We start from the raw sequence: 24,242 nt of genomic DNA on the forward strand, positions 1-24,242 counted from the left end.
TATAGTTTCCTTATAGAACGTAATCAAGCCAATCATAGGCTTTCGCTCCGCTAATTTCATGTCCACCTGTAAAAAAGTCTGCATCCAGCCATTTCTGTGCGCCCGCCTGCTCATAGATTTTGGTCAATCGGGCATAAGCTTCTTTTGCTGTTGGCAGCGGAAATACCTGATCTTCACTTCCGGCTTCAATAAACAGCGGCCTGGGTGCAATCATACCGATGATATCCGGCAGCTCTGCTTCCCTCAAAATTCCTGGGATATAATTATCGAGGCAATGATTTCTGTCCAGTATGCTGCCCTGAAATGTATTGGCGTAACCGCTCACAACAGCTGCACGACACCGTTCATCCAACGCAGCAGTGAATGCCGTCACGAGTCCACCCCCCGAGATGCCCATACTGCCGATACGCGCTGAGACAGCTTCAGGACGGGTGGTTATGTAATCGAGCACACGCATCGTCTCATAGATGCGATGTCCGGCCAGGGTCTGCCCTGTCATGAGCAGATGGGCCGCAATTTTGGTACATGAGCTTGCCCCTGGGGGTGCATCCCGATCCTCCTCCAGCCTTCGGTCACCAAATCCAAGCAATTCAGGCGCAGCAACCACATATCCACGCTGTACAAGAGCGACGGCGAAGTCTTTATGCAGGCCGGGTTCTCCTCTACGCGGTGAACCGTCGGGTTCCATGCCGCAGATTTCCCGGCTGCCATACCCGTGTCCATGACAAGCTATAATAGCTGGACACGGCTCTTTGGTAGCGCTTACTACATCCGGTATTAACATATAGATGGGCATGCGCAACCCCGCATAGGTTGTAATCTCAACCCGCTCCCGGATATAGCCGTCACATGCCGTGCGTTCCAGGAGTACGGGATTCAGCTCCGCAGCCACGGTTGGGAAACCGCCCAGCCGCTCTTTAATCCGTGTGCGCAACTGACTGCGCCATGGGTCAAGGGCTTGACCCGCCTGATAAGCGGACCGTCCGCGCGGGCTTGTTTGTTTTTGCAAATAGGATTCAATATCCGACATACCGTTCATCCCTCCTGTCCATTCAAATAATATATAAATTATTTAGCTCCACTTCTTCAGGTTATTTCTGTCCTCTCCATTCTCGTGTAAATGTTTTGTTCAATTTAAATAGATGTATTATAAATTTATGTTGGACTTGTTCAGTCTATTATAAATCACCGTACAGCCCGTGAATTGAACATTATTGCCTGTTTTGGACTTGAATTCACATATTTTGATGAAAAAAAGATATCCTCGCATACCTGAACTTCAGGCTCCGAGAACATCCTTCTTGATCTGGCCTTTTATTCCCTGAACCCAGGTAGCCACCAGTTCCATCTGCCCATCAGTTTCATGAGCGCAGGTACCAGTACCAAACGGATAAGGGTAACATCAATGAATACCGCCGCTGTAATTCCGATCCCCAGCTGTTTTACACCCGCCACGTCAGCAAAGGCAAACGGCACGGTCACTGCCAGCAGAATCGCCGCCGCCGATGTAATCAGACGTCCGGTTGAAGCGAGTCCTTGCTGTACAGCCAGATCACTATCGCCTGTTCGTCTGTATACCTCCTGGATGCGGGACAGCATGAATACGCCATAGTCCATTGAGATACCAAATACGAGCCCGGCAATGAACACGGGAATCATGATCGCAATGGCGGACGGCTCCATACCCAAATGTCCCTGATTGAAGACCAGTACGAGGACGCCGAATGAAGCAGCCAGGCTGAGCAGGTTCATCAGAATGGCTTTGATGGGAATGAGTAATGACCGGAATGCTGCGAGCAATACGAGATAATTCGTTACTATAACAAACACCAGCACTTTAGGCAGTTGGCCTGAAACTTCTTGCATGATTTCATACTGCTTGACTGCCTCTCCGCCATAACGCAGCGGTATTGAGGAAATGGGGTTAGCGGCGTCCTTGTCCCTCATCTGATCGAGCCAGGAAGCAGCCTCATCTGAGCCGGGTGCTCCGTGTATGGTAGCTACCATACGAATGGAATGGTCAGACACATATAAACGCAGCCATGAAGGCTGCTGAGATCGGGTTTCGTTCAGCGCTTCAGGCAGAGATGACGATAGAATGTTCATTGTTAATTCGGTTTGGGAGGAGAACTTGTCCGGCAGCATGATTCCCCATGCGGATTCAATACTCATCACATTCGAATCCTGCTGAAGCTCTTGCATTTTATTCAACGCAACCCGCCAGTGGGAAGCACTCAACGTCTCTGCCGTTCCACCAATCACAATCTCTACAGCAGAGACGTTCTTTTGTCCAAAAATGCGCTGTAACTGCTCCGTCGTCTGACGAGACTCCATCCTGGCAGGCAGGGATGAAGCATCTGGAATAGCCAGCTCCAGCCGGGTAACCGGTAAAACAAAAAGAAGCAGTGCACCCGTTCCAAGCAGCGCCATGCGAACTGGGCGTTTCATAATCATGCCTGACCAGACTGCCCAGATTGAACCTGACTGCAACGTTTGTTGGTGCTTAACCTGCTTTGAAGAAATGGAATACTCGAACCTTTGTCTAAAGATGTGCACTGAATTAAGGGATAGAATCGCTGGCAGTAGTGTTATATTCAGCAGGACCGATATAACGAGCACAATAATGGCTCCCAGGGATACACTCAGGAACATCGGCAGTCTAATCCATAGCAGACCGAGCAGTCCCAACAGCACACATGCCGCAGAAAAGAATACCGCTCTTCCCGCTGTACGCAGTGTTCTCTGCAGGACTTCCTCTTTTCCTGCACCTGTTTCTTCACTTTTCTGACCTTGCTGAAGTTCCTCCCTATATCTGCTGAGAATAATCAGGGCAAAGTCGATGCTGAGGGCCATTCCCACCATTGGAATCACGTTGATCACAAAGTTGGAGAGCGCCAGGTGGTAACCCAGGAGGGAAGTAACCCCCATTGCCGTTATGACACCGGATACCCCCATAATGACAGCAAGCAGAGCCGCATAAAGCCCTCTGAACGCAAAACACAAAATGACGAGAGCAAGCGGCAGACCCACAACCTCTGCCCGTTCCAAATCGCGGAAACTGAGATTGTTTACATCCTGCTGTACAACGGATTCCCCTGTTATTCGGATCATTCCCAAATCGTCTGTTGTAAGCATGGATTGCAGCTGTTCCAGGGTTGGACCCATCTTGTGAGAGGGTACATCAAACCCTAGCAAGGCGTAGGCTACATCCCCCGCAGCATCTGGCTTCCAGGTGCTTCAAGCGGAGAGATTATGGACGTTACACCTGAAAGTGTGCGAACCTGTTGCAGTCGATCTTGAATCCAGCCTCGGAATTCGGCAAGGGTAGTGCCTGTCTTTTTTTCAAAAAGAAGAATAACCGGATCAGCAGGAACATGGAACTCTTTCTCAAGAACAAGCTCTACAGCATGAGCATCTCCCTGGTTGAAGTTCAATCCATGATCCTGAACATTACCGGGCAATCTCCACGCCCAGACGGCTGACATCCCGATGACAAACACCCAGCAGAGAATGATGAATCGCGGATATCGGCTAATGAGGACAGCAAGGCTGCGATAACCCATACCCAAGCTCCTCTGATATCAGATTGGTAATTCAGTTTCTTTTCAGATCACGCTTTGATTCACGGGCTCTCTTACTTCAACGGATGCAGGAACATAAGTAAAAGGAAGCAATTCCGCTGTGAGTCCCGGTCCAAAAGCAAGCGCAATTCCGCTGGAAGCCTCTTCCCTTTTGCTATAATCCTCTCGGATAGCTTGTAAAACAAATAGAATCGTCACGGAGGATAGATTTCCATAATCCCGTAAAATGCTTCGGCTGTATTCGACCTGTTTATCCGAGAGCTGGTAAAGCTTCTGCACCGCATCTACAATGCCTCTGCCTCCGGGGTGAATCGCCCAGATCTCAGGTAGATCACTGCCGTTCAGCAATTGTTCCACTTCTGGACCAAGATGCAAGCCGAGCAGCTTTGGAATCTGTGGCGAGAGATACAGATCGAAGCCGGTATTGCCCACTTCCCAGATCATCTCTTCCGAACAGTCTGGCAGCAAAACGGATTGTCCTTCCCCCAGTCGGAACAGTTCCTTGCGCCCTGTTCCGGACAGGCCGACAACACAGGCCGAAGCCCCATCCCCAAAGAAGGACGCTGCGAACAGGTCATCCCGCTTGGCAGAGGGCTGAAAATGAAGGGTGCACAGCTCCACACATACGATAAGAACCGTTGCGTCTTTTTCACTCGTCACAATCGAATTCGCCAACTGTATAGCTTTCAGACCGGCGGCACATCCCTGGAATACAAGCGGAATCCGGTTTACACGCGGCGATAGTTCAAGCTGCTGAATCAGCCGAACATCGAGCCCGGGCAGAAACTGTCCGGTACAACTGACGGTAATGAGATGTGTAATCTCCGAAGTTGAAACGACGGCATCCTCAAGTGCCTGTCGTGCTGCCTTGATACCAAGCGGAACGGCAGCCGCCTTATATTTAGTCATACGTTCGGCTGTGGTCGGAACGTTCTCCGCCTGGGTAAAGGGCAGATAACGACAAGACTCTACAGGCTCCAGCAGGTTCGGTTCACATGTATAACGCGTCTCGACACCGCACTGATTGAATATTCGCTTAGCCCATCGTCTGGAATCCGGCTCATGTTCCAGCGCTTGTGCGAGCCGGGCAGACACATCCTTTTGCTCAATGCGGTGACTAGGCAATGCCGTTCCTATTCCCATGATACTTGCGACTACTGTTCCATCAAGTTGGTTCATCGGCTCCAACCCCCTTATATATAAAATAGGTTCATGTCACATGTGCAGGATATAGTACAAGTCTATTCAGGGCTTGCCCCCTTTATGTTCATGAAACGAGCAAAGACGGACAACATATGCGAATTAAACATAAGTTGTCCGCCTTATTAGACGAAGATTATTATATAGACCTATCCATCTACAGGCTGTTCAGCCTGAACCGATGCTACTCCGGGCGGACCACCGTAAATCTCTCGCCAAGTTTGGCATAGTCATTTCCTGCCAGTCTGCTGATTGGTTTCAGCTGGTCCATTAATATATATTTGGTGGCAGGATCATACACGTTCTCACTGAAATGATACTGTACAATGCGAACCAGAAGCAGATCACTCACGGGTTTCCCCTCATCGTTCGATATCGGAATATGCTGATAGAGTATGCACTCCATTCGAACAAGCGCTTCCTGTATCCCCGGTACGGACACCACGCTACTTGGCACAGTCGTCAGATTGGTCCGTTCCAGCTCACTTTCGTGGGGCTCCAGCATGGCTGCTGTCTCATTCATATCCAGAGCGATGGCTTCATCGCAAATATGTACAACCAGTTCTTGCATGGCAAGCACGTTGCGCGCCGTATCTTTCATAACGCCTTCCTTGCGAGCAATGGATATGGATAATAGCGGCGGATCAGAGCTGACTACATTAAAGAAACTGAAGGGCGCTGCATTAATGACGCTGCCATCTTGAGAAAGTGTTGTCACAAATGCGATTGGGCGTGGCACCACCGAGCCGCTCATCAATTTATAATTTTCTCTTCCGGTTAATTCGCGTGGATCTAGTGTAAACATTCAGAATGTCCCCTTCCTTGTCATGAAGCGATACTCATCTCTCAAGAGCTTCTCTTCATTAATATTATATATCGTAAAATGTTGAAATCACAAAAAAACTCCCTGGTGCTCATCGCACCAAGGAGTATAAACATTCGACTTCGTATTTGATATCTGTTATTTTACGATACTGTTTTGGATGTCTTCCATAATTTGAAGGTTTGCTTGAACTCCGCTATACAACCAGCTGCTTGACCGGGTAAATTCGAACAAGTTACCATTTTTCACCGCAGGGATGCTCTGCCAAACCGGATCTTTGAGTGCTTCTGCGCCAGTACCTTCATCACTGTTCACAAAGAAGAGGTAGTCAACATCCATTTCCGCCAATTTTTCAAGCGAGATGGAAGACCAGTTACCCGTCGCATTGGCAGAGATTTCTTTCACCACTTCAGGCTCTGCAAGCCCAAGGTCCTTGTACATTACTTCTCCACTCGATACGTTGTCACTTACGATGAAGAACTTGCCACTCACCAGCCAAATGGCTGCAGCAGATTTCGTTCCACCTGTGACTGTGTCCAGTTTTTCTTTGATTTCTTTGGCTTTGACTTCGTAATCATCAAGGGCTTTTTGTGCTTCATCACCTTTATTCAAAATCTCACCGATTTTCAGCAACGCTTTACGCCAGTCGTTATTGATCTCATCACCAAGTACATACGTAGGTGCAATTTTGCTGTATTGCGCGTATTTTTCGCCTTCAACCACACTTTCCGAACCGATAATAATCAGATCCGGGTTGAAACTTACGACCGCTTCAAAAGGAAGATCGAAGGCGATGGTAGGAATACCGTTCAGATCCTTTTGCAAATACTCCTGAATTCCGTTGGCTACAGACCATTGAGCGACAGGCTTAACACCAAGGGTAACTAGGTTGTCTTCCAGATAGGAAGCGATAATACGCTCGGGATTCGCCGGAATTTTCACTTCGTGGCCCATGGCATCTGTCAGAGTACGTTCTGCCGGAGCTTCTGTCTGTGTCCCTGTCTCCGCTGCAGTATTGTTCTCTCCTGCTGCTGTACCGTTCTCTGCTGGCTTCGATCCGCATGCTGCCAGCCAAATAGACATGACCATTACCGTGATCAGAAGCATGATCATTTTTTTATTTTGTTTAAACACGTGACTATCCCCTTTCGAAATGAACACCTCAATGGATTGAGTTGTTATGACAGACTTAGACGTTTATACATTATTCATGCATATTATACTTGTATGTACTATTGTCCAATTCCATTGACAATGATAATTGTTATCAACGTAGTTGTCAATGCAGTTTTTGTCCGATAAGGCCGAATGCGCATTCATTTGAACGATTCACATTTGGGCGAATGCCGCCATATGCTAATTCCAGAATACGACGACAGGAAGGATGTTCGTACATGGATTACCTATATAACACATATTCAGGTTATGGAGAAGATCGCTCCTATCAGCTCCCTCCTTTGTTTCCAGGTAGCTCTCCAGGCGGTCAGCCCGTGCCAGGTATTCCGGGAGGACCGGGTTCTTACCCCCTTACACTCCAGGCGGAGGCACAGGCGGTCAACCTCCCTACTTTCCTGGGGGCGTACCTGGCACGGCGCCGGGTGTTCCTGCTCAGCTGTCACAGGGCAATCTGCCCACCTTGCTTAGCGCCTATCCTCGCCCAGTAGGTCAACCCCCTTCAGAGATGGTCTTCCTATATAACCTGATCAAAAGCAGTCCCGGCCTTCTACCACTATTCATCCAGCAACAACCACAGAATCTGACCCAGGCCGTGCAGTTTGCCCAATCCGGAGTAGCAACGCCTCGTGATCCCGAGCAACGTGTACTGCAAAATTTCTGTTACAACCGTTGGTCTCTTGTATTTACGTACAATGACGTTTACTTAATGTGGCCTTCCACCAATCTGTTCGGTTTTGTCATCGGTTACTTCTATCCGTTTCTGACTCCAGGTATCCTGCTCAATACGCAAATTTTGTTTGCACTTTGCTAAACCCGTTCAGACATAGAAGAAGCGCCCCAGCTGAAGGACAGAACCTTCCACTTGGAGCGCTTTTTTGCCAAGCAACAACACAATACTTTTTACACCAGTCGCTGTTTATCCTGACGTCTACCACTCTTGCCTACCATTACAACGTAAATTAGCAACGCGCCAAGATCCGCACAAGCGATAACAATGCCCATCGGCACAGCTGTACCTTCTCCTCCAAGACCTACGAGCGGAGCGACAATGCCGCCGAAGAGAAACGTCATTACCCCAATAAGAGCAGAAGCACTGCCTGCCGATTTCTCCTGATTAGCCATCGCCAGGGCGAAGGAAGCCGTATTAACCAACCCCACACTGGATACCACGAGGAATAAAGGAATCAGGACTGCAATCAGATTGCCTCCAGCCAGAATGGCAATGAGCAAAGATGTTCCTCCCAGTGCAGCAGTGAGCAGCCCTGCGATCAACAGACGGGTTTCGGATACTTTACCTGCAAGTCTTCCGGCGATCTGACTTGCCAATATGATGCCCAGACCGTTAATGGCGAAGCAGACACTGAACATCTGCGGGGAGATGCCATATATTTTCTGAAGTACGAATGGCGAACCGGATATGTAGGCAAACATGCCAGCAGCTACGAACCCTTGGGTTAAAGCATATCCCATGAACTGGCGATCCCCCGCAATTTTGTGGAATGTAACCAGGGACTGCTTCAGCCCTCCGCTGGATCTGCGTTCTGGAGGAAGGGTCTCTCCAAGACCAACCACCACAGCAATTAAAGTCAAAATACCGATAATACTCAGCAAAATAAATACGCCGCGCCACGATGTATACGCGAGCAATTGTCCACCGATAATCGGTGCAGCTATCGGTGCGACGCCATTAATCAGCATTAAGAGCGAGAAGAAACGTGTCAGCTCCGGTCCGGAATACACGTCCCTTACCACCGCTCGCGAGATGACAATTCCGCTGCTCCCGCTGCACCCTGAATGAAACGAAGCACAACAAAAGAACCCATGGTCGGGCTGACCAGGCAGAGTATGGAAGCGATAGTATAGAGAATAAGACCCGCAATAAGCGGCATACGACGACCACGCACATCACTTAGAGGCCCAGCCAACAGCTGTCCTGCCGCAAGCCCGACCATACATGCCGTAAGACTGAGCTGGGCATAAGAAGTGGAGGACTGGAATTCATCGGCCAGTGTAGGCAGTGCTGGCAAATACATGTCCAGGGACAGCGGGCCAAAGGCCGACAGTGTCCCCAGAATCAGTGCCATACGTACCCGGGATGTAGAATGGGTGCTTATTGAGGCTGGTGTACTTTTCATATGAATAACATATTCCTTTCCCTGCGGTAGTTCTCTTTTCCTTAGTGTTCTCCGTCTCCCAGCAGCTTGAGCAGGTTGGAAGGCAGTGTGAACTGTTGATTGTTAATGATAATACGACGCAGCTCTTCTTCATCCCGATCATTCTCGGCATCCTTGATTTCCTGAATCTCCCGGTGCAGCCTCTCCATTTGCTGGTCCAGTGCGTTCGCAGAGTCCGCTGCACTTTTCAGTTCTTTGGTCAAACGCTCGGGAACATCCTTATTGTATATATAAAAGATTTTATGCTCCAGACTGGCCCAGAAATCCATCGCAATCGTACGAATCTGGATTTCCACACACGCCCGTTCTTCTCCATTAGACATGTAAACAGGCACCTCCACCAGAAGATGAAGGCTTTGGTAGCCGTTTGGCTTCGGATTTTGGATATAATCTTTTACCTCCAGCACACGCAGATCACTTTGGTTGCACAACATATCCTTAATGCGATAAATGTCTGAAATAAAGGAGCAGGTAATGCGTACGCCAGCGATATCCTTAATATTATTCTTGATACTTTCAAAGGTTAACTCATGATTTTTGCGGAACATCTTGTTCATAATGCTCTCAGGTGACTTCAATCTGGATTTCGTATGTTCTATCGGGCTGTAATCATGCAGGGACTGAAATTCTTCCTTCAATACCTCAATTTTGGTCTCCATTTGATCCAAAGCAAATTTATAGATCATCATAAATCTCGTAATTTCGTATTTGAATTTCTTGAATTGATCAATCGGATGTGGAGCGTTCATCATGGTTTTCTTCCTTTCTTCGTGCACACTAAAGTTAGTTTTATGAATAAGAGGACATCGGTCAATCCACATGTCTCCTGAACCATTATAAATCATATGGAGCCAATAAACGAATTTCTCACAACGAATTGTCGTTGCTGACTGCAAGGTATGGGAACCTCGTTTAGGCGCATCCTAAAGAAGGATCATTATCCATTGGCATCCCATTTCCGATGAAAGAGGTTGATCTCCCTGCTCTATCATGTGACATATTCGTCCGATGCGCTCCGGGTAAAAGGATATTTAGGCCTGCCGGACGGTTGCCCCCTCCCCGCCTTCTCAGCATATGAAAAAGCATATACCAGCTCTGCCCTTTCAGGCTTCGCCTTATCGCAACAATCCATGCAAGTACAACAGCTCACAAGCCGCTATCCTCCTGCAAAACAACACACCTTGGACGGCAATGGTGCACGTTGGCCGGTTCTGATCTATTGCCGCGGCGGGCTGGGCAACTATGGTGGGGTAAATACTGCTTGGCTGGAGCAATTTGTCCATAAAGGTTATATCGTCTTTGCTCCATCCTATCGTGGCAACGAGGGTGGCGAAGGGCATGACGAGTATGGCGGTCGAGATGCCGAAGACGTGCATGCCGCTTACCGGCTCGTTCAGGAGTGGCCCTTTGCCGATACGAAGCGAATTTCAATGATGGGATTTTCTCGTGGAGCCATTAATGCCGTACATACAGCAACGACCTACAATGAAGGGCCTGGGCAGATACATAAACTGGTGCTTTGGAGCGGTGTCGCCGATGTGGAACGCACCTATCATGAACGAACCGACTTGAGACGTACATTGAAAAGAGTGCTTGGCGGTTCGCCACGTTCCGTTCCGGAAGCTTACCTCGCCCGTTCTCCCTTGTCGAAGGCACACAAACTTCACTGTCCTGTGCTGATCATGCATGGCACGTCGGATACACAGGTGAATTACAGTCATGGAACCCGGATGTATCATTGGCTGAAACGCAGAGGCGTGAGCGTTACGTTTCACGCTTATGGGGGACAGGATCATCGTTTTCAGGAGAAGGTGCATGAGGCGGCGGTGAATAATATGTTTGACTGGCTTGCCGCACCTTAGCTTTAAGCTAGAGACGATTTAAACATGTTTGCTGATATGGGAAGTTTGCATTGCATCATGAACTTCATTTTGAAGGATCATGCGTTGTGGATGTATACTGGAGGGGTTACGTTTTTTGGAAAGGACGGATAATCATGAATCAAAATACCCTCCAAAAGTACGCGATGCTGCTGCTGTGCCTGTCTGCCGGAATGGTCGATGTGATCGGATACCTGGGACTGGGGCATGTGCTTACAGCCAATATGACGGGCAATATTGTGCTGCTGGGGATTGCGATTGCCCGTGCTCAGGAATTTGTTGTGCTGCGTGCACTGCTTGCCCTCATTGGTTTTATTGCCGGAAATGCCATAGCGGCACATATGATCGGACGTGTGCAGACGAAAAATGGCTGGTCTTCCCAGGTTACAACGGTGTTCACTGTAGAAAGTATACTGCTTCTGCTCTTTGCCATCGCGATGATCAGTCCTTATTCGGAACAATTGTCCTATTTGCTCATTGCCATCCTGGCCGCGGCTATGGGGATGCAAACGACTGCTGCGCGCCGCATTGGGATTGCCGGTATCTCAACGACCGTGCTCACCAATAATCTGGCCGCCGTGGTTGAAGATGCAGTAAGCATTCTTCAGCGGCTGAGACATGCCAATATTCGCTCACTGGTCAAAGCACTGTCAGCAGATGCGTACCTTCGCGCAGGCGCCGTGGTGATCTATTTGGGCGGTGTTATTCTAGCTGCGATTCTATTCCACCACGTACCTATGATGGCAGTCTGGATCCCTGTTCTCATCGTTGGTGGTGTCACCCTATATGCCCGTTTATACTCCAGGAGAACTGCCAAATCAGCGACGGATGACATGCAAAGCTAGCTCTTATACGATTATTCTACTATTTTATTACATTAATGATGCTTCCTGTCTGATAAGTTCAACCAGATGCTGTGCGGCAGGAGATAACACTTCCCCAGCTCGTGTACATACGGCTACCGTGTTTTTCAACTGCACACCTCGAACGAATACACGTGCCAGCTTGCCTTCTTGGACATCTTCCTTTACGACCAGAGAAGAAATAAAGTTGGCTCCATACCCTGCTTTCACCGCACTGATCGTTTCGTTCAATCCATTAAACTGAAGCGCAATACGGGGAGCAGCCAGGTTATTTGTGGTGCAAAGAGAAACCAGACGCTCCCGTGTAGCGCTGCCCTCTTCGCGCATGATGAAGGGCTCCGCTACCATCTCCCGAAGCTCAATTTCTTTCCCCGCATAAGAATGATCAGGATGGACAACAAACCACATCTCATCTTCAAACAATTCGTCCCAATGGATACCTGAATGTGTAATGCCACTTCCACCATACACCGCAATCTCGGCCTCATAACGCAGCAGTTGGTCAAAAGCCTTCCGGGTATTGGTTGTACTCACCACCAGCTCCACATCCTCGTGCATCTGCTTAAAACGGGCAATCCAGCCCGGCAGCAGAAAGTTGGATGGTAAATAGGTTGCGGTAAGACGAATCAGCCCTTTTTTGCCCGCCCGAAAATCCTCTACAAAGTTCTCGACATCCTGTTCCAGCATGAACAGACGTTCCGCATAACCTGTTAATTGTGTTCCTGCATCGGTAAGGACCAGTTTTCTCCCCTCCGAAGCGAATAATTGAATGCCCAGTTCTCGCTCAAATTTCTTCACCTGGGAGGATACCGCTGGCTGGCTAATGTTGAGTTCTTCTGCCGCACGCGTAACTCCGCCAAATCTCACGATGGCATGAAACAATCGTAATCCGTGCAAATTCAAGCCTTACACCTCCTTCACATCAGATATATAATCTAAGGTTATATTAACATACATAATATATATTTTATTTATATATCTGTTCACTTTATAGTTGAAGTATGAAATCCAATACATGCAATCGGAAAGGAACAGATGACGATGAACAATCTGAATGTATCTGCTCAACAGCAAACCTGGAGTCAAGTCGACGACTATTTGAACGCCTTATTAATTCCCTCAGATTCCCTTCTGGAGCAGGCTCTAAGTACAAATACAGAAGCCGGCTTGCCCGCCCATGATGTAACGCCCAATCAAGGGAAACTCCTTCAGCTCCTGCTTCAAATACAAGGCGCAACACGTGTGCTCGAAATCGGGACACTTGGCGGATACAGTACGATCTGGATGGCAAGGGCCCTTCCCGAACACGGACGCATCGTTACACTGGAGGCTGAGCCACACCATGCAGATATGGCACGAACCAATCTTACGCGTGCAGGACTTATGCACAAGGTTGATCTTCGAGTAGGTCCAGCTCTGACTACTCTTCCCGACGTTCAGGAAGAATACAGGGAGCCCTTTGATTTTATCTTCATTGATGCTGACAAACCAAGTAATCCTGATTATCTGAGATGGGCACTGCGTTTGGCTCGCCCGGGAAGTCTGATCATTGGTGACAACATCGTCAGGGACGGTGAAGTTATCAATGCAGACAGTACGGACCGCAGAGTTATGGGCGTACAATCTTTCCTGAAATTAATTGCGGATAACCCGTGTCTTGAAGCGACAGCACTTCAGACTGTAGGCAGTAAAGGTTATGATGGATTCGTGATTGCCCGTGTGCTGGAATCTCCTATGACAAAATAAACAATGGTCAATTCTTCCGCAAATCCCCTATTCCTGTTAAACTGAAATTACTGCACAGGCAGACTGGGGGAAACCACTTGAGACTTTTACAACAGATTCAAGCTGAAATTCGGGGCTGGTCCCGCAATATTCAATTGTTTTTTCTGGCAAGTATCTTGTATCAGATCGGAAATGGCATGTTCTCTGTCTTGTACAATCTGTACATTCAGGGTCTCGGCTACAATGATACAATGAACGGCCAGATTGTAAGTATACAATCACTTGCGACAGCGATTATGTTTGTTCCCATCGGACTATGCGGCGATTTTTTCAGCCGCAAGCGGCTCCTGATTACCGGCGCTTTGTTCAGCGGAATCTTCCTGATTGGCCGTTCCTTCGATTATTCTGCCAGCGGACTGATCTGGTTTGCTGTATTTTCGGGACTTTTCGCTGGCGTATTTCAGGTACTGGCCATTCCTTTCCTCGCTGAGAATGTGAAGAAGAGTCAACGACTAAAGATGTTCAGCTATTATTCCTCCCTCGTGCTTGCTTCTCAGGTCCTTGGCAGCTTGGGTGGCGGCGTGTTTGCAGACCTGCTTCATACGGCAGGACTTGCCAAAGTCACGGGTCTGCAAACGGTTTTGTTTGTGGGTGGGGCAGCCACGCTGGTTGCGTTTATCCCGATGTTATTTGTATCCGAGGATAAGAAGGCACCGCAAGCGGATACTCCGGTGCAACCTGTCACTGAATCTGCACCATCTGCAAGTGATGGTAAACAGAGTGTCGTTCATTCTTCGGAACAAGACAGCAAGAACGATATCCTTAGCCAAAAGAAAGATTCCCGTTTGATTGGACAATTTGTCATCACCCAATTATTGATCGGATTTGGTTCCGGACTGGTTGTGCCTTATCTCAATCTGTATTTTACCAACCGTTTTTCGGTGTCTTTAAGTGCCATGAGTCTGCTAATTTCATTGGGTCAGATCATGACCATTGTATCGATGCTGATTGGACCCACACTTGCGGCCAAGGTGGGAAGTGTTCGGGCTGTCGTCATCTTCCAGGTCATGTCGCTGCCCTTCCTGCTGTTAACCGGCTTCACGAATCTGCTGCTCATCGCTTCGGTGAGTTTCTTGTTCAGACAAGCACTGATGAATGCGGCCAATCCGATTCAATCCGCCATTCTGGTGGACAGAGTATCGGATAAACGCCGTGGAATCGCCAATTCTCTGATGCAGACTGCCTTTATGATTGGATGGGCAACCATGGGCCCAGTACAATCTTACCTCGTGACCACTTATGGCACATATTGGGGTTATGCAATCACGTTCAGCATTACAGGCAGTTTATACGTGATTTCATCGCTAATGTACTATATGATGTTCAAAGAACCGAAGCCTTCTGCCCGTGTAATTGCGGCGAACAGATAAATGACAACAATTCAGCAGGATAGCGGGATCGACCTGCTCTCCTGTTCTGCTTCGTAATGAGCCAATCACCGTTCAAGGATCAATCATTGTATCTTATCATCAGGAGTGATCTTACATGTACTTCAATCTACCCATGCAGCCGAAAGACGACGCAGATGGAACTGATCCACAAACTCGGTTCCCACGTTGGCTTTCGGTTTTTTCTGAGTTTGGGTGTCTCTGTCCTTGGCGGGTTCATATTTACAGCGATCCATACCCCTATCCCTTGGCTTCTTGGACCAATGATTTTTATGCTGATTGGTTCACAGATTGCCAAGCTGCCGCTCTTGTGGCCCACTTCCATTCGGGACTATGGCATTCTAATCGTCGGTTACTCCATCGGATTAACACTGACGGCAGAAGCGCTTCAAGGCATTTTGCACCAGCTTCCCATGATGCTGCTCATGACCTTACTCTTAATCGGATTATGTACCTTAACCGCCTATGTTGCTTCTAAACTGACAGACTTTGACTTTCCTTCCCTGCTGGTTGGCAGCATTCCCGGCGGACTGTCCCAGATGGTCTCCCTAGCGGAAGAGATGAAATCCATCAATCTGACGCTCGTTACTTTTTTGCAGGTAACCCGGCTCATCATGATTGTATTCTGTGTTCCGTTCCTACTGTTCAGTCCATGGATCGGGGAACGGCAGGTGGGGGAACGAATCAGCCTATTATCGAGACAGCAACATGGGCAGCGCTCTTTCCCGAAATCTTGCTCTATGCCCCGCTCTGTATCGCTGGTGCATGGATTGCACGCAAGCTTCGGTTTCCTACCGCATTTATGCTTGGACCCATGATCGTGATGTGTGTTATTCAATTAAGCACAACGATGCACACACCCAATCTGCCGTCATCCCTACTTAACATTTCGCAATTAATGATTGGCAGCCATGTAGGTCTGATGCTTCGTCCTCAGCAGCTGCAACGCAAGATGCAGACCGTAACACTCGCAATTACGAGCAGTGTTCTCCTCATTGCAGGTTCGCTTGGCTTGAGCTATATATTAATGAAGATATTCTCCCTCTCGGCCGCTACATCATTGCTGAGCATGGCACCTGGGGAATGGATCAGATGAGCATCATGGCTCATGAAGTCAATGCTAACCTCTCGGTTGTGTCTGGATATCAGTTGTTTCGCATCTTATTTATATTCTTTATCGTTTCTTCGCTCCTAAAGATGATTCTCATGCGTATGTTGAGGAAAAAAGAAGCGAGTACCCGCTCTTCGGTCGCGTAAAACGAAAGTGTACATATAAAAGAGAGTATCCGCCTGATTTCCAGCCTGCGGATACTCTCTTTATATGTCTGCTCAAGTTATGAATAAACCCGACTATACATCCAGCTTACAATGCCCACGGTTACAGCGGCCGCTACAATAATAAATGCATAATAGCCAAGTTTGCTTTTTGCCCCTGATGTCTGCTTGTCATAGAAGTCTGAGTTTCGCCTGTAGAATCCCATCCACAGTTCTCCAATCATATTCACAACGATCATTATAAACCGTTTGGCAAGTTCCATTCATCCGATACCCCTTTCTTATCTCAAACCCCTTCCATATTAAGTATAATTATCCTTTTCACTCAAAACAACTCTGTCACGCTGAACTTGGTGCAGTTTCCTGTTCGAGCCAGCTCAATCGTTCAAAAGCCTCCTGATCTGTGCTGCCACACATTTCTTCCGAAGCCTGTAATCCGCTGCATACAGCGGGGCGCTCTTTCTGACCAAAGATCCCACAGCGATTGTCCTCCGTCAGCTGTACACAACGCACACCTGCCGGCTTGCCGTCAGCCATCCCGGGTATCGGCGATGAGATTGAAATCGCGATACAGCATGCGGCACAGCCTGTCCTGCATTCCATAATTATTGTCCTCCCCCATATCTGGCATTGAACCTGATCCACGATTCACCCACGTCCACGTCCGGGCCAAACCCTGTGCAATTCTCCGATTCATGGTACCATTCGAGAAATACCCGCCATGACTCAACGGATTCCAGCTCCCGATTATACCGCCAGAGTTGATTTCCATGTCTTCTTTGACCGCCGCCTCATATGCCGGATCAATGGGGCGCAGCGGGTAACCCAGAATATCATCCCGATCATAAAAGTTAATCCACTCGCCTTCCAACCCAGGGAAGTACTGCTCTGCCAGCGGCGAAGGCACCTGAATTGGACGGCTAAAATCATGGTATCGTAAGCTCCATAACGGCAACGTTGTTCCAAAGGAATAAAAGTTCGTTAAGGTATCTCCCCGTTCCAATGCGGAAGTCACATCCACGATGGAAGGTGTGCGACTAGACGGATATTGCAGATCATAGAAGAAATTGCTTGCAATCACTGCCCCAGACTATGAGCAATAATACAGAGGGGAGCATCTGGCCCATTCCGCTGTGCAAGTGCATGCATCGCCCGATTCAGCGTACGATGTACCGCATCATAGTTATGACCTTGATTTTCCACGGGTTGATACGCGACAGCATCAGCCAGATAATGGATAACAAATCGACGCAGCACTTGATAGTTCAATCTCTGAGAGCTGACAAGCTGCTGAAACAGCGCCTCTTCCCGTTCCTCAAATACATCCGCCCAAAATACCGGCTCAATATCGAGAACCTGCTTGGCTGCTCCCGGCAACACCATAACCTGATCCAATTCCTTATGCAAACGCGAAATCAGTGTATCCGCATAATCTTCCTTTTGCATACCCAGACCATGAATGACCATTACCGCAACACGAGTCATGGCTCTCCTCCTCCGTCCATTGACTAGCCACTCTCTTTGAACCATATGAACTTCTTCACCTGAACATGCTTTCCGATCGCTGTGAACATGAGATTTTGCACATACATTCTAGTTACAGTTTACCACGATACAAATAAAAAAAAGAACTGCATAAAGAGTCATACCACACAAGTGGTATGCGTTCAGCTTTTATTCTGAATCTCAAGATGAAAAAGAAGCTGCGATATTCGCAGCTCCCCCATTGTTCGTAAATTAGCCTTTCAAATGAACCTTAAGCACGCCGTTCTGATTGGATGTAACATCACCTGTAGTGACCTCCACCCGCTCAACCATATCCTGACCGTCCGGAATAATGATTGGCGTAATAAGCGGATATCCCGCAGCTTCAATCACTTTACGATCGAATTCAAGCAGCGTTTGTCCGGCTCTTACCTTCTCTCCAGCTTCAACATGCATGTTAAACCCTTCGCCTTTGAGAGATACAGTGTTGATCCCGACATGAATCAGAATCTGCAAGCCACTCGCGTGTTCAAGAATGACCGCATGTTTGCTTTTGATCACATGGGCAACCTGGGCATCAAACGGAGCAACCACCTGATTGCCGGAAGGCTCAATCGCGACGCCTTCACCCATTTGTTTCTCTGCAAACGCCGGATCAGGTACTTGTTCAAGCGGAACGGCTGTACCTGTTAAGGGTGCCATGATTTCCAGCGTATTCACTGGCTCATCCGCCACCTGAGCAGCACTGCGTGTACGTTGCTCTGTATCTGTATTTGTTGTAGTTGTGCTAGACGCTGAATTAGCTGTAGATGTTTGACTGCCTGCTACAGTAGCTTGATCTGCATTGCGGTCTTCTTTTCTCAATTTCGCTCTTCCGAAAAGAACCGTCAGTACAAACGGAACAACCAGTACAATCGCCATGCCGATGAAGAATACTCCCCATTTGTTCGGGAAAATCGACAGGAATCCAGGTACGCCACCTACACCAATAGAGGTGGCCTGAACATTGTTTATCGTGAGCAGTACGCCGCCAATCGCAGAACCGACCATACCGAAGATAAACGGATAACGATAACGGATATTCACCCGAAGATCGCCGGCTCGGTTACCCCGAGGAAAGCTGACACGGATGAAGTCGCCGCAAGTCCTCTCATCTTCTTCTCACGAAGCACGAGCATCATGGCAAGTGCAGCTGAACCTTGCGCGATATTGGACAGCGCCAGCATCGGCCACAGGAACGTTCCGCCCTGGCTACCAATCAGTTGTACGTCTACCGCCAGGAACGTATGGTGCATGCCTGTAATAACGAGCAATGCGTACAGTCCACCGTAGATCAGACCGCCCAGAGCCGCGTATGAATCGTAAATATAGATCAAGCCGGATGTAATTCCATTCGCAATCGCAAATGTAACCGGACCAATGATTGTAAATGCCAGGAACCCGGTAATCAATAAGGTGACAGGAGCAACGACCAACAGTTTGATCGAATCATGCACCCTTTTGTTCAGGAAAATCTCCAGCTTGGCAAGCAGATAGGCTGATACCAATACCGGCAGAACCTGCCCTTGATAACCGATCTTCTCAATATGCCAGCCGAACAGATTCCACGTAGGCACGGTGCCTTCGTTCACTGCATTGGCGTAACCATAAGCACTCAGCAGATCCGGATGAACCAGAATCAGACCAAGCACAATCCCGAGCAATGGACTGCCGCCGAACCTTGTTACAGCGGACCAACCAATTAATGCTGGCAGGAAGGTGAAGGCTGTGCTCGCGATGGTATTGATAATTGATGCAAGATCCTTCCATGCTGGATATACATCCACCAGTGATTTTCCATCAAAGAAAATGCCCGGCCCTGTCAAAATATTATTAATACCGAGCAAGAGACCGGCCGTGATGATGGCTGGCAGGATCGGAATGAAGATGTCCGATAACGTTTTGATCGCACGCTGGATTGGGTTTTGCTTTTTACCCGCAACAGCCTTCACGTCATCCTTGGAAGCGCGTTCGCCTCCGGTAATCTGAATCATTTCATCATACACTTTATCTACAAGCCCAGGTCCGATGACCACCTGGAATTGTCCTTGAGAGGAGAACTGGCCTTTGACGAGATCGTTCTGCTCCAGACTTTCCGTATCTACTTTACTTTCGTCGTACAGGGCGAACCGGAGGCGTGTGACACAATGTGTTGCAGCTTCAATATTTTCTTTGCCGCCGACCGCTCGTACGATCTCCTCAACCTGTTTTTTATCCATTGCCATATTGTCACTTCCCATTTATATGATGTGAATTAGTCCTGTTGCGGTACAAGCCACATATAGGATGAATACGGGCTAAGAGAGATTTCTTGCTCCAGTGCAGGCGATGCTTCTGTATTGCCAATCAGCAACTCTGCTGATTTACCCGCAATGTGATCATTCCAGACAGCATCCGAGAAAGCAAAAGATACGTCCCGCTTGCTGAAGTTGGATACTACAATGAGCGTCTCGCTTCCATTGGTCCGCGCATATGCAAATACATCCGGATGTGCTTCGTCCAAACGTTCATACAGACCATCAGTCAGCACACAAACCTGTTTACGCAGAGCAATCAGCTTGCGATAGTGATAATAGATCGAATTCGGGTCAGCCATTTGCTGGGCCACATGAATCGACGGATATCGTTCATCCACTTTGATCCACGGTGTACCTGTAGTAAATCCGGCATTTTCGCTTCCATCCCACTGCATTGGTGTCCGGGAATTGTCACGGGAACGCTCTCTCACAATCTGGAATGCTTCCTCAGCAGATTTGCCTCGTTCTTCCTGAAGCAGTCGATACATATTTGTCGATTCAATATCACGGAACTCGCTAACGTCGTTCCAGACCGGATTCGGCATCCCGATCTCTTCGCCCTGGTATACGTATGGTGTTCCCTGCATGCCATGAATGGTTGTAGCAAGCATTTTGGCACTCTCAGCACGATAATCGCCATCATCAGCGAAACGAGACAACGCACGGGGTTGATCATGGTTGTTCAGGAACAACGCGTTCCATCCACCACCGGCCTGCATGCCTGTCTGCCACTCACTGAACAGCTGCTTCATCGCTTCGAAATCGTAAGGCATAAGCTCCCACTTCTGTCCGTTCGGATAATCCACTTTCAGATGGTGGAAGTTGAACGTCATCGAGAATTCCCGGGAAGCAGGGTTCGAATATTTAATACAGTGCTCCAGTGTTGTAGAGGACATCTCCCCAACTGTTACCATATTGTGTGGTCCAAACACGTCTTCATACATCTCCGTAATGTACTCATGCACACGTGGGCCATCGGTATAGAACTTGCGTCCGTCGCCTGGGGAAACGCTACCATCATCATCAGGGAAACGCTGGTCCTTGGAGATCAGGTTGATAACGTCCATGCGGAAACCATCTACACCCTTCTCCGCCCAGAACTTGATCATGTCCCGTACTGCCTTGCGTACCTGCTCGTTCTCCCAATTCAGGTCAGCCTGTGTTTTGTCAAACAACGTCAGGAAATATTGTCCTGTCTGCTCATCATACTGCCACGCAGGTCCGCCAAACTTGGATTGCCAGTTATTCGGTACACCACCGTCCGGCGCAGGGTCCTTCCAAATATAATAATCACGATAAGGGTTATCCTTGGATGAGCGTGATTGCTGGAACCACTCATGATCCGTAGAGGAGTGATTCACCACGATATCAATCATCAGCTTCATGTCACGTGCCTTCAGACCTTTAAGCAGTTCGTCAAAATCCTCCATCGTACCAAAATCAGGATTAATCCGATAATAGTCCGCTACATCATACCCGTTATCATGCTGCGGAGATACATATACCGGCTGCAGCCACACGATATCAATACCGAGATGCTGCAAATAATCCAGCTTTTCGGTTAATCCCCGTATGTCTCCGGTACCCGATCCGGTTGTATCGTTGAAGCTCTTGGGATATACCTGATACACCGTGGAGGTTTTCCACCACGATGATGAAGTTGTGTTCGTTGAACTCATGTTAACGCCTCCAATAAATTGTATTGCTTATATGGTTCTCTTGGCCTAACTTCATTTATATATTACATAACTAAACATGTATATACAAGTTGAAACTTAAATATGCTATGTTTTGCCTCTTTACACATTCCCCATTAATGATTCCTCTGTAACAATTATTTTGCCGCATACGTTCGTGAACTCCATGATATCTGTATCCAAAACAAAAAGACGTCTGTCTCCCCACCATTTCATGGGGGTAAACAGACGATTCAGATTTAAAAATTAGTTGAGTTAACATCTCAAGCAAAGCCCGTTCACTTCCTGTTTTTTACAGCATTTCTGTCGAAATGATTCCTTTACCCTGTTCTCTTTTGTTCAAATTCACCGAGGACAAGGACGCTTGATCTTCTCTTTCCAGCTCTTCGGCACTGATCTCTCCAGAGAGCACAGCCCGCATACGTGTTTGGTCCAACAACCCTTCCCATTTTGCCACTACAAATGCCGCAACACAGTTGCCCATCAAATTCGTGAATACTCGCATGGTATCCATGAAGCGGTCTGCACCGAGCAGTAAGGCAACTGCAGCTACCGGGAAGGCATTCAGGGCCGCCGCAGTAGCAGATAAAGCAAGAAACGCTGAGCCAGGCACACCTGCCATGCCCTTGGAGCTAAGCATTAATACCAGTAAAATCGTAATCTCCTGTCCCAGTGTTAGATCAATACCAACCGCCTGAGCCAGAAACACGGTTGCCAGCGATAGGTAGATCGAGGCTCCGTCCAGATTGAACGAATAGCCTGTTGGAACTACGAGCCCGACGACCGCACGATCACAGCCTGCTTTGGTCAGCTTGTCCATCATTCGGGGCATAACGACTTCCGAGGAACCTGTGCCAATCGCCAGCATGACTTCGGAGCGGGTATATTTTACAAATTGCAGAAAGTTCAGTCCTGTAATCCACCAGGCAGCCAGGGCAAGCATCACCAGGAATAACAACGCCGCTCCATAACATGCAATAATCAGCAACCCGAAGGATGACAGTGTGGAAGCACCATAGGCTCCTACCGTATAAGCCATAGCTCCGAAAGCACCGATTGGCGCCAGCTTCATGATGTATCCGATTATGCGGAACAGAATACCCAGTACATTTTCAATCAACGTCAGCACATTCTCTTTTGCCTTACTCTCCGTCGCCGCCAAAGCTACCCCAAATAAACAGGCAACGAGCAGCACTTGCAGCAATGCGTTCTGTGCAAAAGCATCGACAACACTTGTCGGGATAATATTCATAATAAAGTCCACCACATGCGGCAGCTCGGAACCATTGGTTTTGGCTTCGATGCCGCTGGTATCCAGAGTCGAAGGGTCCACGTTCATGCTCGCGCCAGGACGAAGCAGATTGGCAGTGCCAAGTCCAAGGACAAGCGCAACCGTCGTTGCAATCTCAAACCACAGAATCGCTTTGAGTCCAATGCGGCCAACCGACTTCAGATCACCGATTTTGGCAATGCCTGTCACGATCACCATAAAGATCAATGGTGCAATGATCATTTTGATCAACTTGATAAAACCTGTTCCGAGCGGCTGCAGCAGACTGCCCAGATCAGGCCACAGAATGCCTACACCAATTCCGATGATAACCGCTACAATAATTTGAAAAAATAATGATTTCACAAATGACATGAACGCTCCCCCTGTTTTCGGTCAATTCGGATTTCCGGTTGATTCCCGTGTAATTTTTTATAACATTCGGGGAAGGTTTTCAACAATGCCAATTGCATTTTTTTGTGATCCGTACCAACTATTCAGGTCAAAATTGAACTTGAAACCGAAAAAGACGAATATCACGTCAGTTATCTTGACGTGATATTCGTCTTTAGCTGTTACTTCTTTTAGTATTGAACAGTGCTTAAGAGATCATTAGAGAGTAAGGGACTGTCCTGGTGCCAGCACGCGACCTTCCAGACCTCTCTCAGCCAGTTGCTGAACAAAACGTTCCGCATCCTGACGGATGACCGGAAATGTATCATAATGCACCGGAATCGTCAGCTTCGCATTGAACCACTCGGCGGCTTGAAGTGCATCCTCCGGCCCCATGGTGAAATGTCCGCCAATAGGCAGGAACGCTACGTCGATATCATGACGATCACCAATCATTTTCATATCACCGAACAAGCTAGTATCCCGGCATGCAAAATGGTTTTTCCACCTATGTTAATAATATATCCTGCAGGCAATCCTGCGTACATGATCCGTTGTTCCTCTTCCAGCACGATGCCGGATGTATGGAAAGCCTGAATCATTTTGGCTTGGGCAAAACCAAGATCCACCGTTCCACCCATGTTCATGCCTATGGTGTCCAGACCTTTCCATGACATATATGTAGCCAGCTCGACAATGGCAACCACCTTGGCATGATTGGACTTGGCAATCGGTTCAGCATCCAGAATGTGATCCATATGGGCATGTGTCAGCAAAACAGCATCGGTCTTGATATCTTCCGGTTTGGTGACAGCAAGTTCATTGCCACGCAGGAAAGGATCAATAATCAACGACTTCTCTTCTGTTCCCAGTTGTACACTGGAGTGTCCGTGGAAGGTAATATTCAGCAACTTGT

General features: G+C 48.2%; 20 protein-coding genes and 4 pseudogenes. 7 read left to right on the forward strand and 17 right to left on the reverse strand.

Annotated elements, in window-relative coordinates; genetic code table 11:
- Positions 1–10: 10 nt before the first annotated feature.
- The 6 genes from ACTWJ7_RS21680 to ACTWJ7_RS21705 all read right to left on the reverse strand — a co-directional run bounded on the left by ACTWJ7_RS21680 (position 11) and on the right by ACTWJ7_RS21705 (position 6,738).
- Entirely contained in the window at positions 11–1,030 is a 1,020-nt protein-coding gene (locus ACTWJ7_RS21680) for an alpha/beta hydrolase family protein (RefSeq protein WP_301878955.1), read from the reverse strand.
- Positions 1,031–1,314: 284 nt separating this feature from the next.
- On the reverse strand, positions 1,315–3,195 hold the full coding sequence (locus tag ACTWJ7_RS21685; protein ID WP_443145872.1) for an MMPL family transporter: 1,881 nt from the start codon (positions 3,193–3,195) through the stop codon (positions 1,315–1,317).
- 8 nt (positions 3,196–3,203) lie between these two features.
- On the reverse strand, positions 3,204–3,563 hold the full coding sequence (locus ACTWJ7_RS21690; protein ID WP_443145873.1) for a hypothetical protein: 360 nt from the start codon (positions 3,561–3,563) through the stop codon (positions 3,204–3,206).
- A 42-nt stretch (positions 3,564–3,605) separates the two neighbouring features.
- Positions 3,606–4,760: a type III polyketide synthase gene (locus ACTWJ7_RS21695; RefSeq protein ID WP_301878958.1), complete on the reverse strand. Its 1,155-nt coding sequence runs from the start codon at positions 4,758–4,760 to the stop codon at positions 3,606–3,608.
- A 205-nt stretch (positions 4,761–4,965) separates the two neighbouring features.
- Complete coding sequence (locus tag ACTWJ7_RS21700) at positions 4,966–5,586, reverse strand: flavin reductase family protein (protein ID WP_301878959.1); 621 nt, start codon at positions 5,584–5,586, stop codon at positions 4,966–4,968.
- 156 nt (positions 5,587–5,742) lie between these two features.
- Positions 5,743–6,738, reverse strand: coding sequence for an iron-hydroxamate ABC transporter substrate-binding protein (locus ACTWJ7_RS21705; RefSeq protein WP_301878960.1), 996 nt, complete (start codon positions 6,736–6,738; stop codon positions 5,743–5,745).
- A gap of 502 nt (positions 6,739–7,240) precedes the next feature.
- Between ACTWJ7_RS21705 and ACTWJ7_RS21710 the strand changes: the two genes are divergently transcribed.
- Entirely contained in the window at positions 7,241–7,591 is a 351-nt protein-coding gene (locus tag ACTWJ7_RS21710) for a hypothetical protein (RefSeq protein WP_443145874.1), read from the forward strand.
- Between the two features lie 89 nt (positions 7,592–7,680).
- Here ACTWJ7_RS21710 and ACTWJ7_RS21715 read toward each other — a convergent pair.
- Positions 7,681–8,915, reverse strand: a pseudogene (locus ACTWJ7_RS21715) (multidrug effflux MFS transporter).
- A 41-nt stretch (positions 8,916–8,956) separates the two neighbouring features.
- The gene (locus tag ACTWJ7_RS21720) at positions 8,957–9,703 is read right to left on the reverse strand and encodes a GTP pyrophosphokinase (protein ID WP_443146404.1); all 747 of its coding nucleotides are present in this window, start codon (positions 9,701–9,703) and stop codon (positions 8,957–8,959) included.
- 381 nt (positions 9,704–10,084) lie between these two features.
- Between ACTWJ7_RS21720 and ACTWJ7_RS21725 the strand changes: the two genes are divergently transcribed.
- Both ACTWJ7_RS21725 and ACTWJ7_RS21730 read left to right on the forward strand, forming a co-directional pair.
- Positions 10,085–10,816, forward strand: coding sequence for an alpha/beta hydrolase family protein (locus tag ACTWJ7_RS21725; RefSeq protein ID WP_301878964.1), 732 nt, complete (start codon positions 10,085–10,087; stop codon positions 10,814–10,816).
- 134 nt (positions 10,817–10,950) lie between these two features.
- Positions 10,951–11,679: a YoaK family protein gene (locus ACTWJ7_RS21730; RefSeq protein WP_301878968.1), complete on the forward strand. Its 729-nt coding sequence runs from the start codon at positions 10,951–10,953 to the stop codon at positions 11,677–11,679.
- A 27-nt stretch (positions 11,680–11,706) separates the two neighbouring features.
- On the opposite strand, the gene ACTWJ7_RS21735 is transcribed toward ACTWJ7_RS21730, so the two are convergent.
- Entirely contained in the window at positions 11,707–12,600 is an 894-nt protein-coding gene (locus tag ACTWJ7_RS21735; protein WP_301878969.1) for a LysR family transcriptional regulator, read from the reverse strand.
- 138 nt (positions 12,601–12,738) lie between these two features.
- Between ACTWJ7_RS21735 and ACTWJ7_RS21740 the strand changes: the two genes are divergently transcribed.
- The 4 genes and pseudogenes from ACTWJ7_RS21740 to ACTWJ7_RS21755 all read left to right on the forward strand — a co-directional run bounded on the left by ACTWJ7_RS21740 (position 12,739) and on the right by ACTWJ7_RS21755 (position 15,966).
- Entirely contained in the window at positions 12,739–13,443 is a 705-nt protein-coding gene (locus tag ACTWJ7_RS21740) for an O-methyltransferase (RefSeq protein WP_435874226.1), read from the forward strand.
- Between the two features lie 77 nt (positions 13,444–13,520).
- Complete coding sequence (locus tag ACTWJ7_RS21745) at positions 13,521–14,852, forward strand: MFS transporter (protein WP_301878970.1); 1,332 nt, start codon at positions 13,521–13,523, stop codon at positions 14,850–14,852.
- A 155-nt stretch (positions 14,853–15,007) separates the two neighbouring features.
- Positions 15,008–15,454 (forward strand): annotated as a pseudogene (locus ACTWJ7_RS21750) (AbrB family transcriptional regulator); the annotation flags it as partial.
- A gap of 68 nt (positions 15,455–15,522) precedes the next feature.
- The gene (locus ACTWJ7_RS21755) at positions 15,523–15,966 is read left to right on the forward strand and encodes an AbrB family transcriptional regulator (RefSeq protein WP_443145875.1); all 444 of its coding nucleotides are present in this window, start codon (positions 15,523–15,525) and stop codon (positions 15,964–15,966) included.
- Positions 15,967–16,204: 238 nt separating this feature from the next.
- Here the strand turns inward: ACTWJ7_RS21755 and ACTWJ7_RS21760 are convergent, their stop codons facing one another.
- From ACTWJ7_RS21760 to ACTWJ7_RS21795, 8 genes and pseudogenes are all read right to left on the reverse strand, one after another.
- On the reverse strand, positions 16,205–16,408 hold the full coding sequence (locus ACTWJ7_RS21760) for a hypothetical protein (protein ID WP_079344205.1): 204 nt from the start codon (positions 16,406–16,408) through the stop codon (positions 16,205–16,207).
- 76 nt (positions 16,409–16,484) lie between these two features.
- Positions 16,485–16,748 carry a YkgJ family cysteine cluster protein gene (locus ACTWJ7_RS21765; RefSeq protein ID WP_024631858.1) on the reverse strand — a complete coding sequence of 88 codons (264 nt, stop codon included), beginning with the start codon at positions 16,746–16,748 and terminating at the stop codon, positions 16,485–16,487.
- Positions 16,675–17,226, reverse strand: coding sequence for a hypothetical protein (locus tag ACTWJ7_RS21770; RefSeq protein ID WP_443145876.1), 552 nt, complete (start codon positions 17,224–17,226; stop codon positions 16,675–16,677). Before ACTWJ7_RS21770 ends, ACTWJ7_RS21765 begins: the two co-directional genes overlap by 74 nt.
- Positions 17,223–17,630: a hypothetical protein gene (locus ACTWJ7_RS21775; RefSeq protein WP_443145877.1), complete on the reverse strand. Its 408-nt coding sequence runs from the start codon at positions 17,628–17,630 to the stop codon at positions 17,223–17,225. Before ACTWJ7_RS21775 ends, ACTWJ7_RS21770 begins: the two co-directional genes overlap by 4 nt.
- Before the next feature lie 252 nt (positions 17,631–17,882).
- A pseudogene (treP, locus tag ACTWJ7_RS21780) lies at positions 17,883–19,894 on the reverse strand (PTS system trehalose-specific EIIBC component).
- Between the two features lie 29 nt (positions 19,895–19,923).
- Positions 19,924–21,645 (reverse strand): alpha,alpha-phosphotrehalase, encoded by a 1,722-nt coding sequence (treC, locus tag ACTWJ7_RS21785; RefSeq protein ID WP_301878974.1) that lies wholly within the window; start codon positions 21,643–21,645, stop codon positions 19,924–19,926.
- Between the two features lie 310 nt (positions 21,646–21,955).
- Positions 21,956–23,308 carry a C4-dicarboxylate transporter DctA gene (gene dctA / locus ACTWJ7_RS21790; RefSeq protein ID WP_301878975.1) on the reverse strand — a complete coding sequence of 451 codons (1,353 nt, stop codon included), beginning with the start codon at positions 23,306–23,308 and terminating at the stop codon, positions 21,956–21,958.
- 237 nt (positions 23,309–23,545) lie between these two features.
- A pseudogene (locus ACTWJ7_RS21795) lies at positions 23,546–24,237 on the reverse strand (metal-dependent hydrolase).
- Between the last annotated feature and the right edge of the window lie 5 nt (positions 24,238–24,242).

The organism is Paenibacillus sp. 1A_MP2 (assembly GCF_052244825.1).
Taxonomy (GTDB): domain Bacteria; phylum Bacillota; class Bacilli; order Paenibacillales; family Paenibacillaceae; genus Paenibacillus; species Paenibacillus vandeheii.

Excerpts from the sequence above, each read along its gene's own strand:
- ACTWJ7_RS21680 (WP_301878955.1), bottom strand. The coding sequence starts at position 1,030 with ATGTCGGATATTGAATCCTATTTGCAAAAACAAACAAGCCCGCGCGGA.
- ACTWJ7_RS21690 (WP_443145873.1), bottom strand. The coding sequence starts at position 3,563 with ATGGGTTATCGCAGCCTTGCTGTCCTCATTAGCCGATATCCGCGATTC.
- ACTWJ7_RS21695 (WP_301878958.1), bottom strand. The coding sequence starts at position 4,760 with ATGAACCAACTTGATGGAACAGTAGTCGCAAGTATCATGGGAATAGGA.
- ACTWJ7_RS21700 (WP_301878959.1), bottom strand. The coding sequence starts at position 5,586 with ATGTTTACACTAGATCCACGCGAATTAACCGGAAGAGAAAATTATAAA.
- ACTWJ7_RS21720 (WP_443146404.1), bottom strand. The coding sequence starts at position 9,703 with ATGAACGCTCCACATCCGATTGATCAATTCAAGAAATTCAAATACGAA.
- ACTWJ7_RS21725 (WP_301878964.1), top strand. The coding sequence starts at position 10,085 with ATGCAAGTACAACAGCTCACAAGCCGCTATCCTCCTGCAAAACAACAC.
- ACTWJ7_RS21730 (WP_301878968.1), top strand. The coding sequence starts at position 10,951 with ATGAATCAAAATACCCTCCAAAAGTACGCGATGCTGCTGCTGTGCCTG.
- ACTWJ7_RS21740 (WP_435874226.1), top strand. The coding sequence starts at position 12,739 with ATGAACAATCTGAATGTATCTGCTCAACAGCAAACCTGGAGTCAAGTC.
- ACTWJ7_RS21755 (WP_443145875.1), top strand. The coding sequence starts at position 15,523 with ATGGATCGGGGAACGGCAGGTGGGGGAACGAATCAGCCTATTATCGAG.
- ACTWJ7_RS21760 (WP_079344205.1), bottom strand. The coding sequence starts at position 16,408 with ATGGAACTTGCCAAACGGTTTATAATGATCGTTGTGAATATGATTGGA.
- ACTWJ7_RS21765 (WP_024631858.1), bottom strand. The coding sequence starts at position 16,748 with ATGGAATGCAGGACAGGCTGTGCCGCATGCTGTATCGCGATTTCAATC.
- ACTWJ7_RS21775 (WP_443145877.1), bottom strand. The coding sequence starts at position 17,630 with ATGACTCGTGTTGCGGTAATGGTCATTCATGGTCTGGGTATGCAAAAG.
- treC (WP_301878974.1), bottom strand. The coding sequence starts at position 21,645 with ATGAGTTCAACGAACACAACTTCATCATCGTGGTGGAAAACCTCCACG.
- dctA (WP_301878975.1), bottom strand. The coding sequence starts at position 23,308 with ATGTCATTTGTGAAATCATTATTTTTTCAAATTATTGTAGCGGTTATC.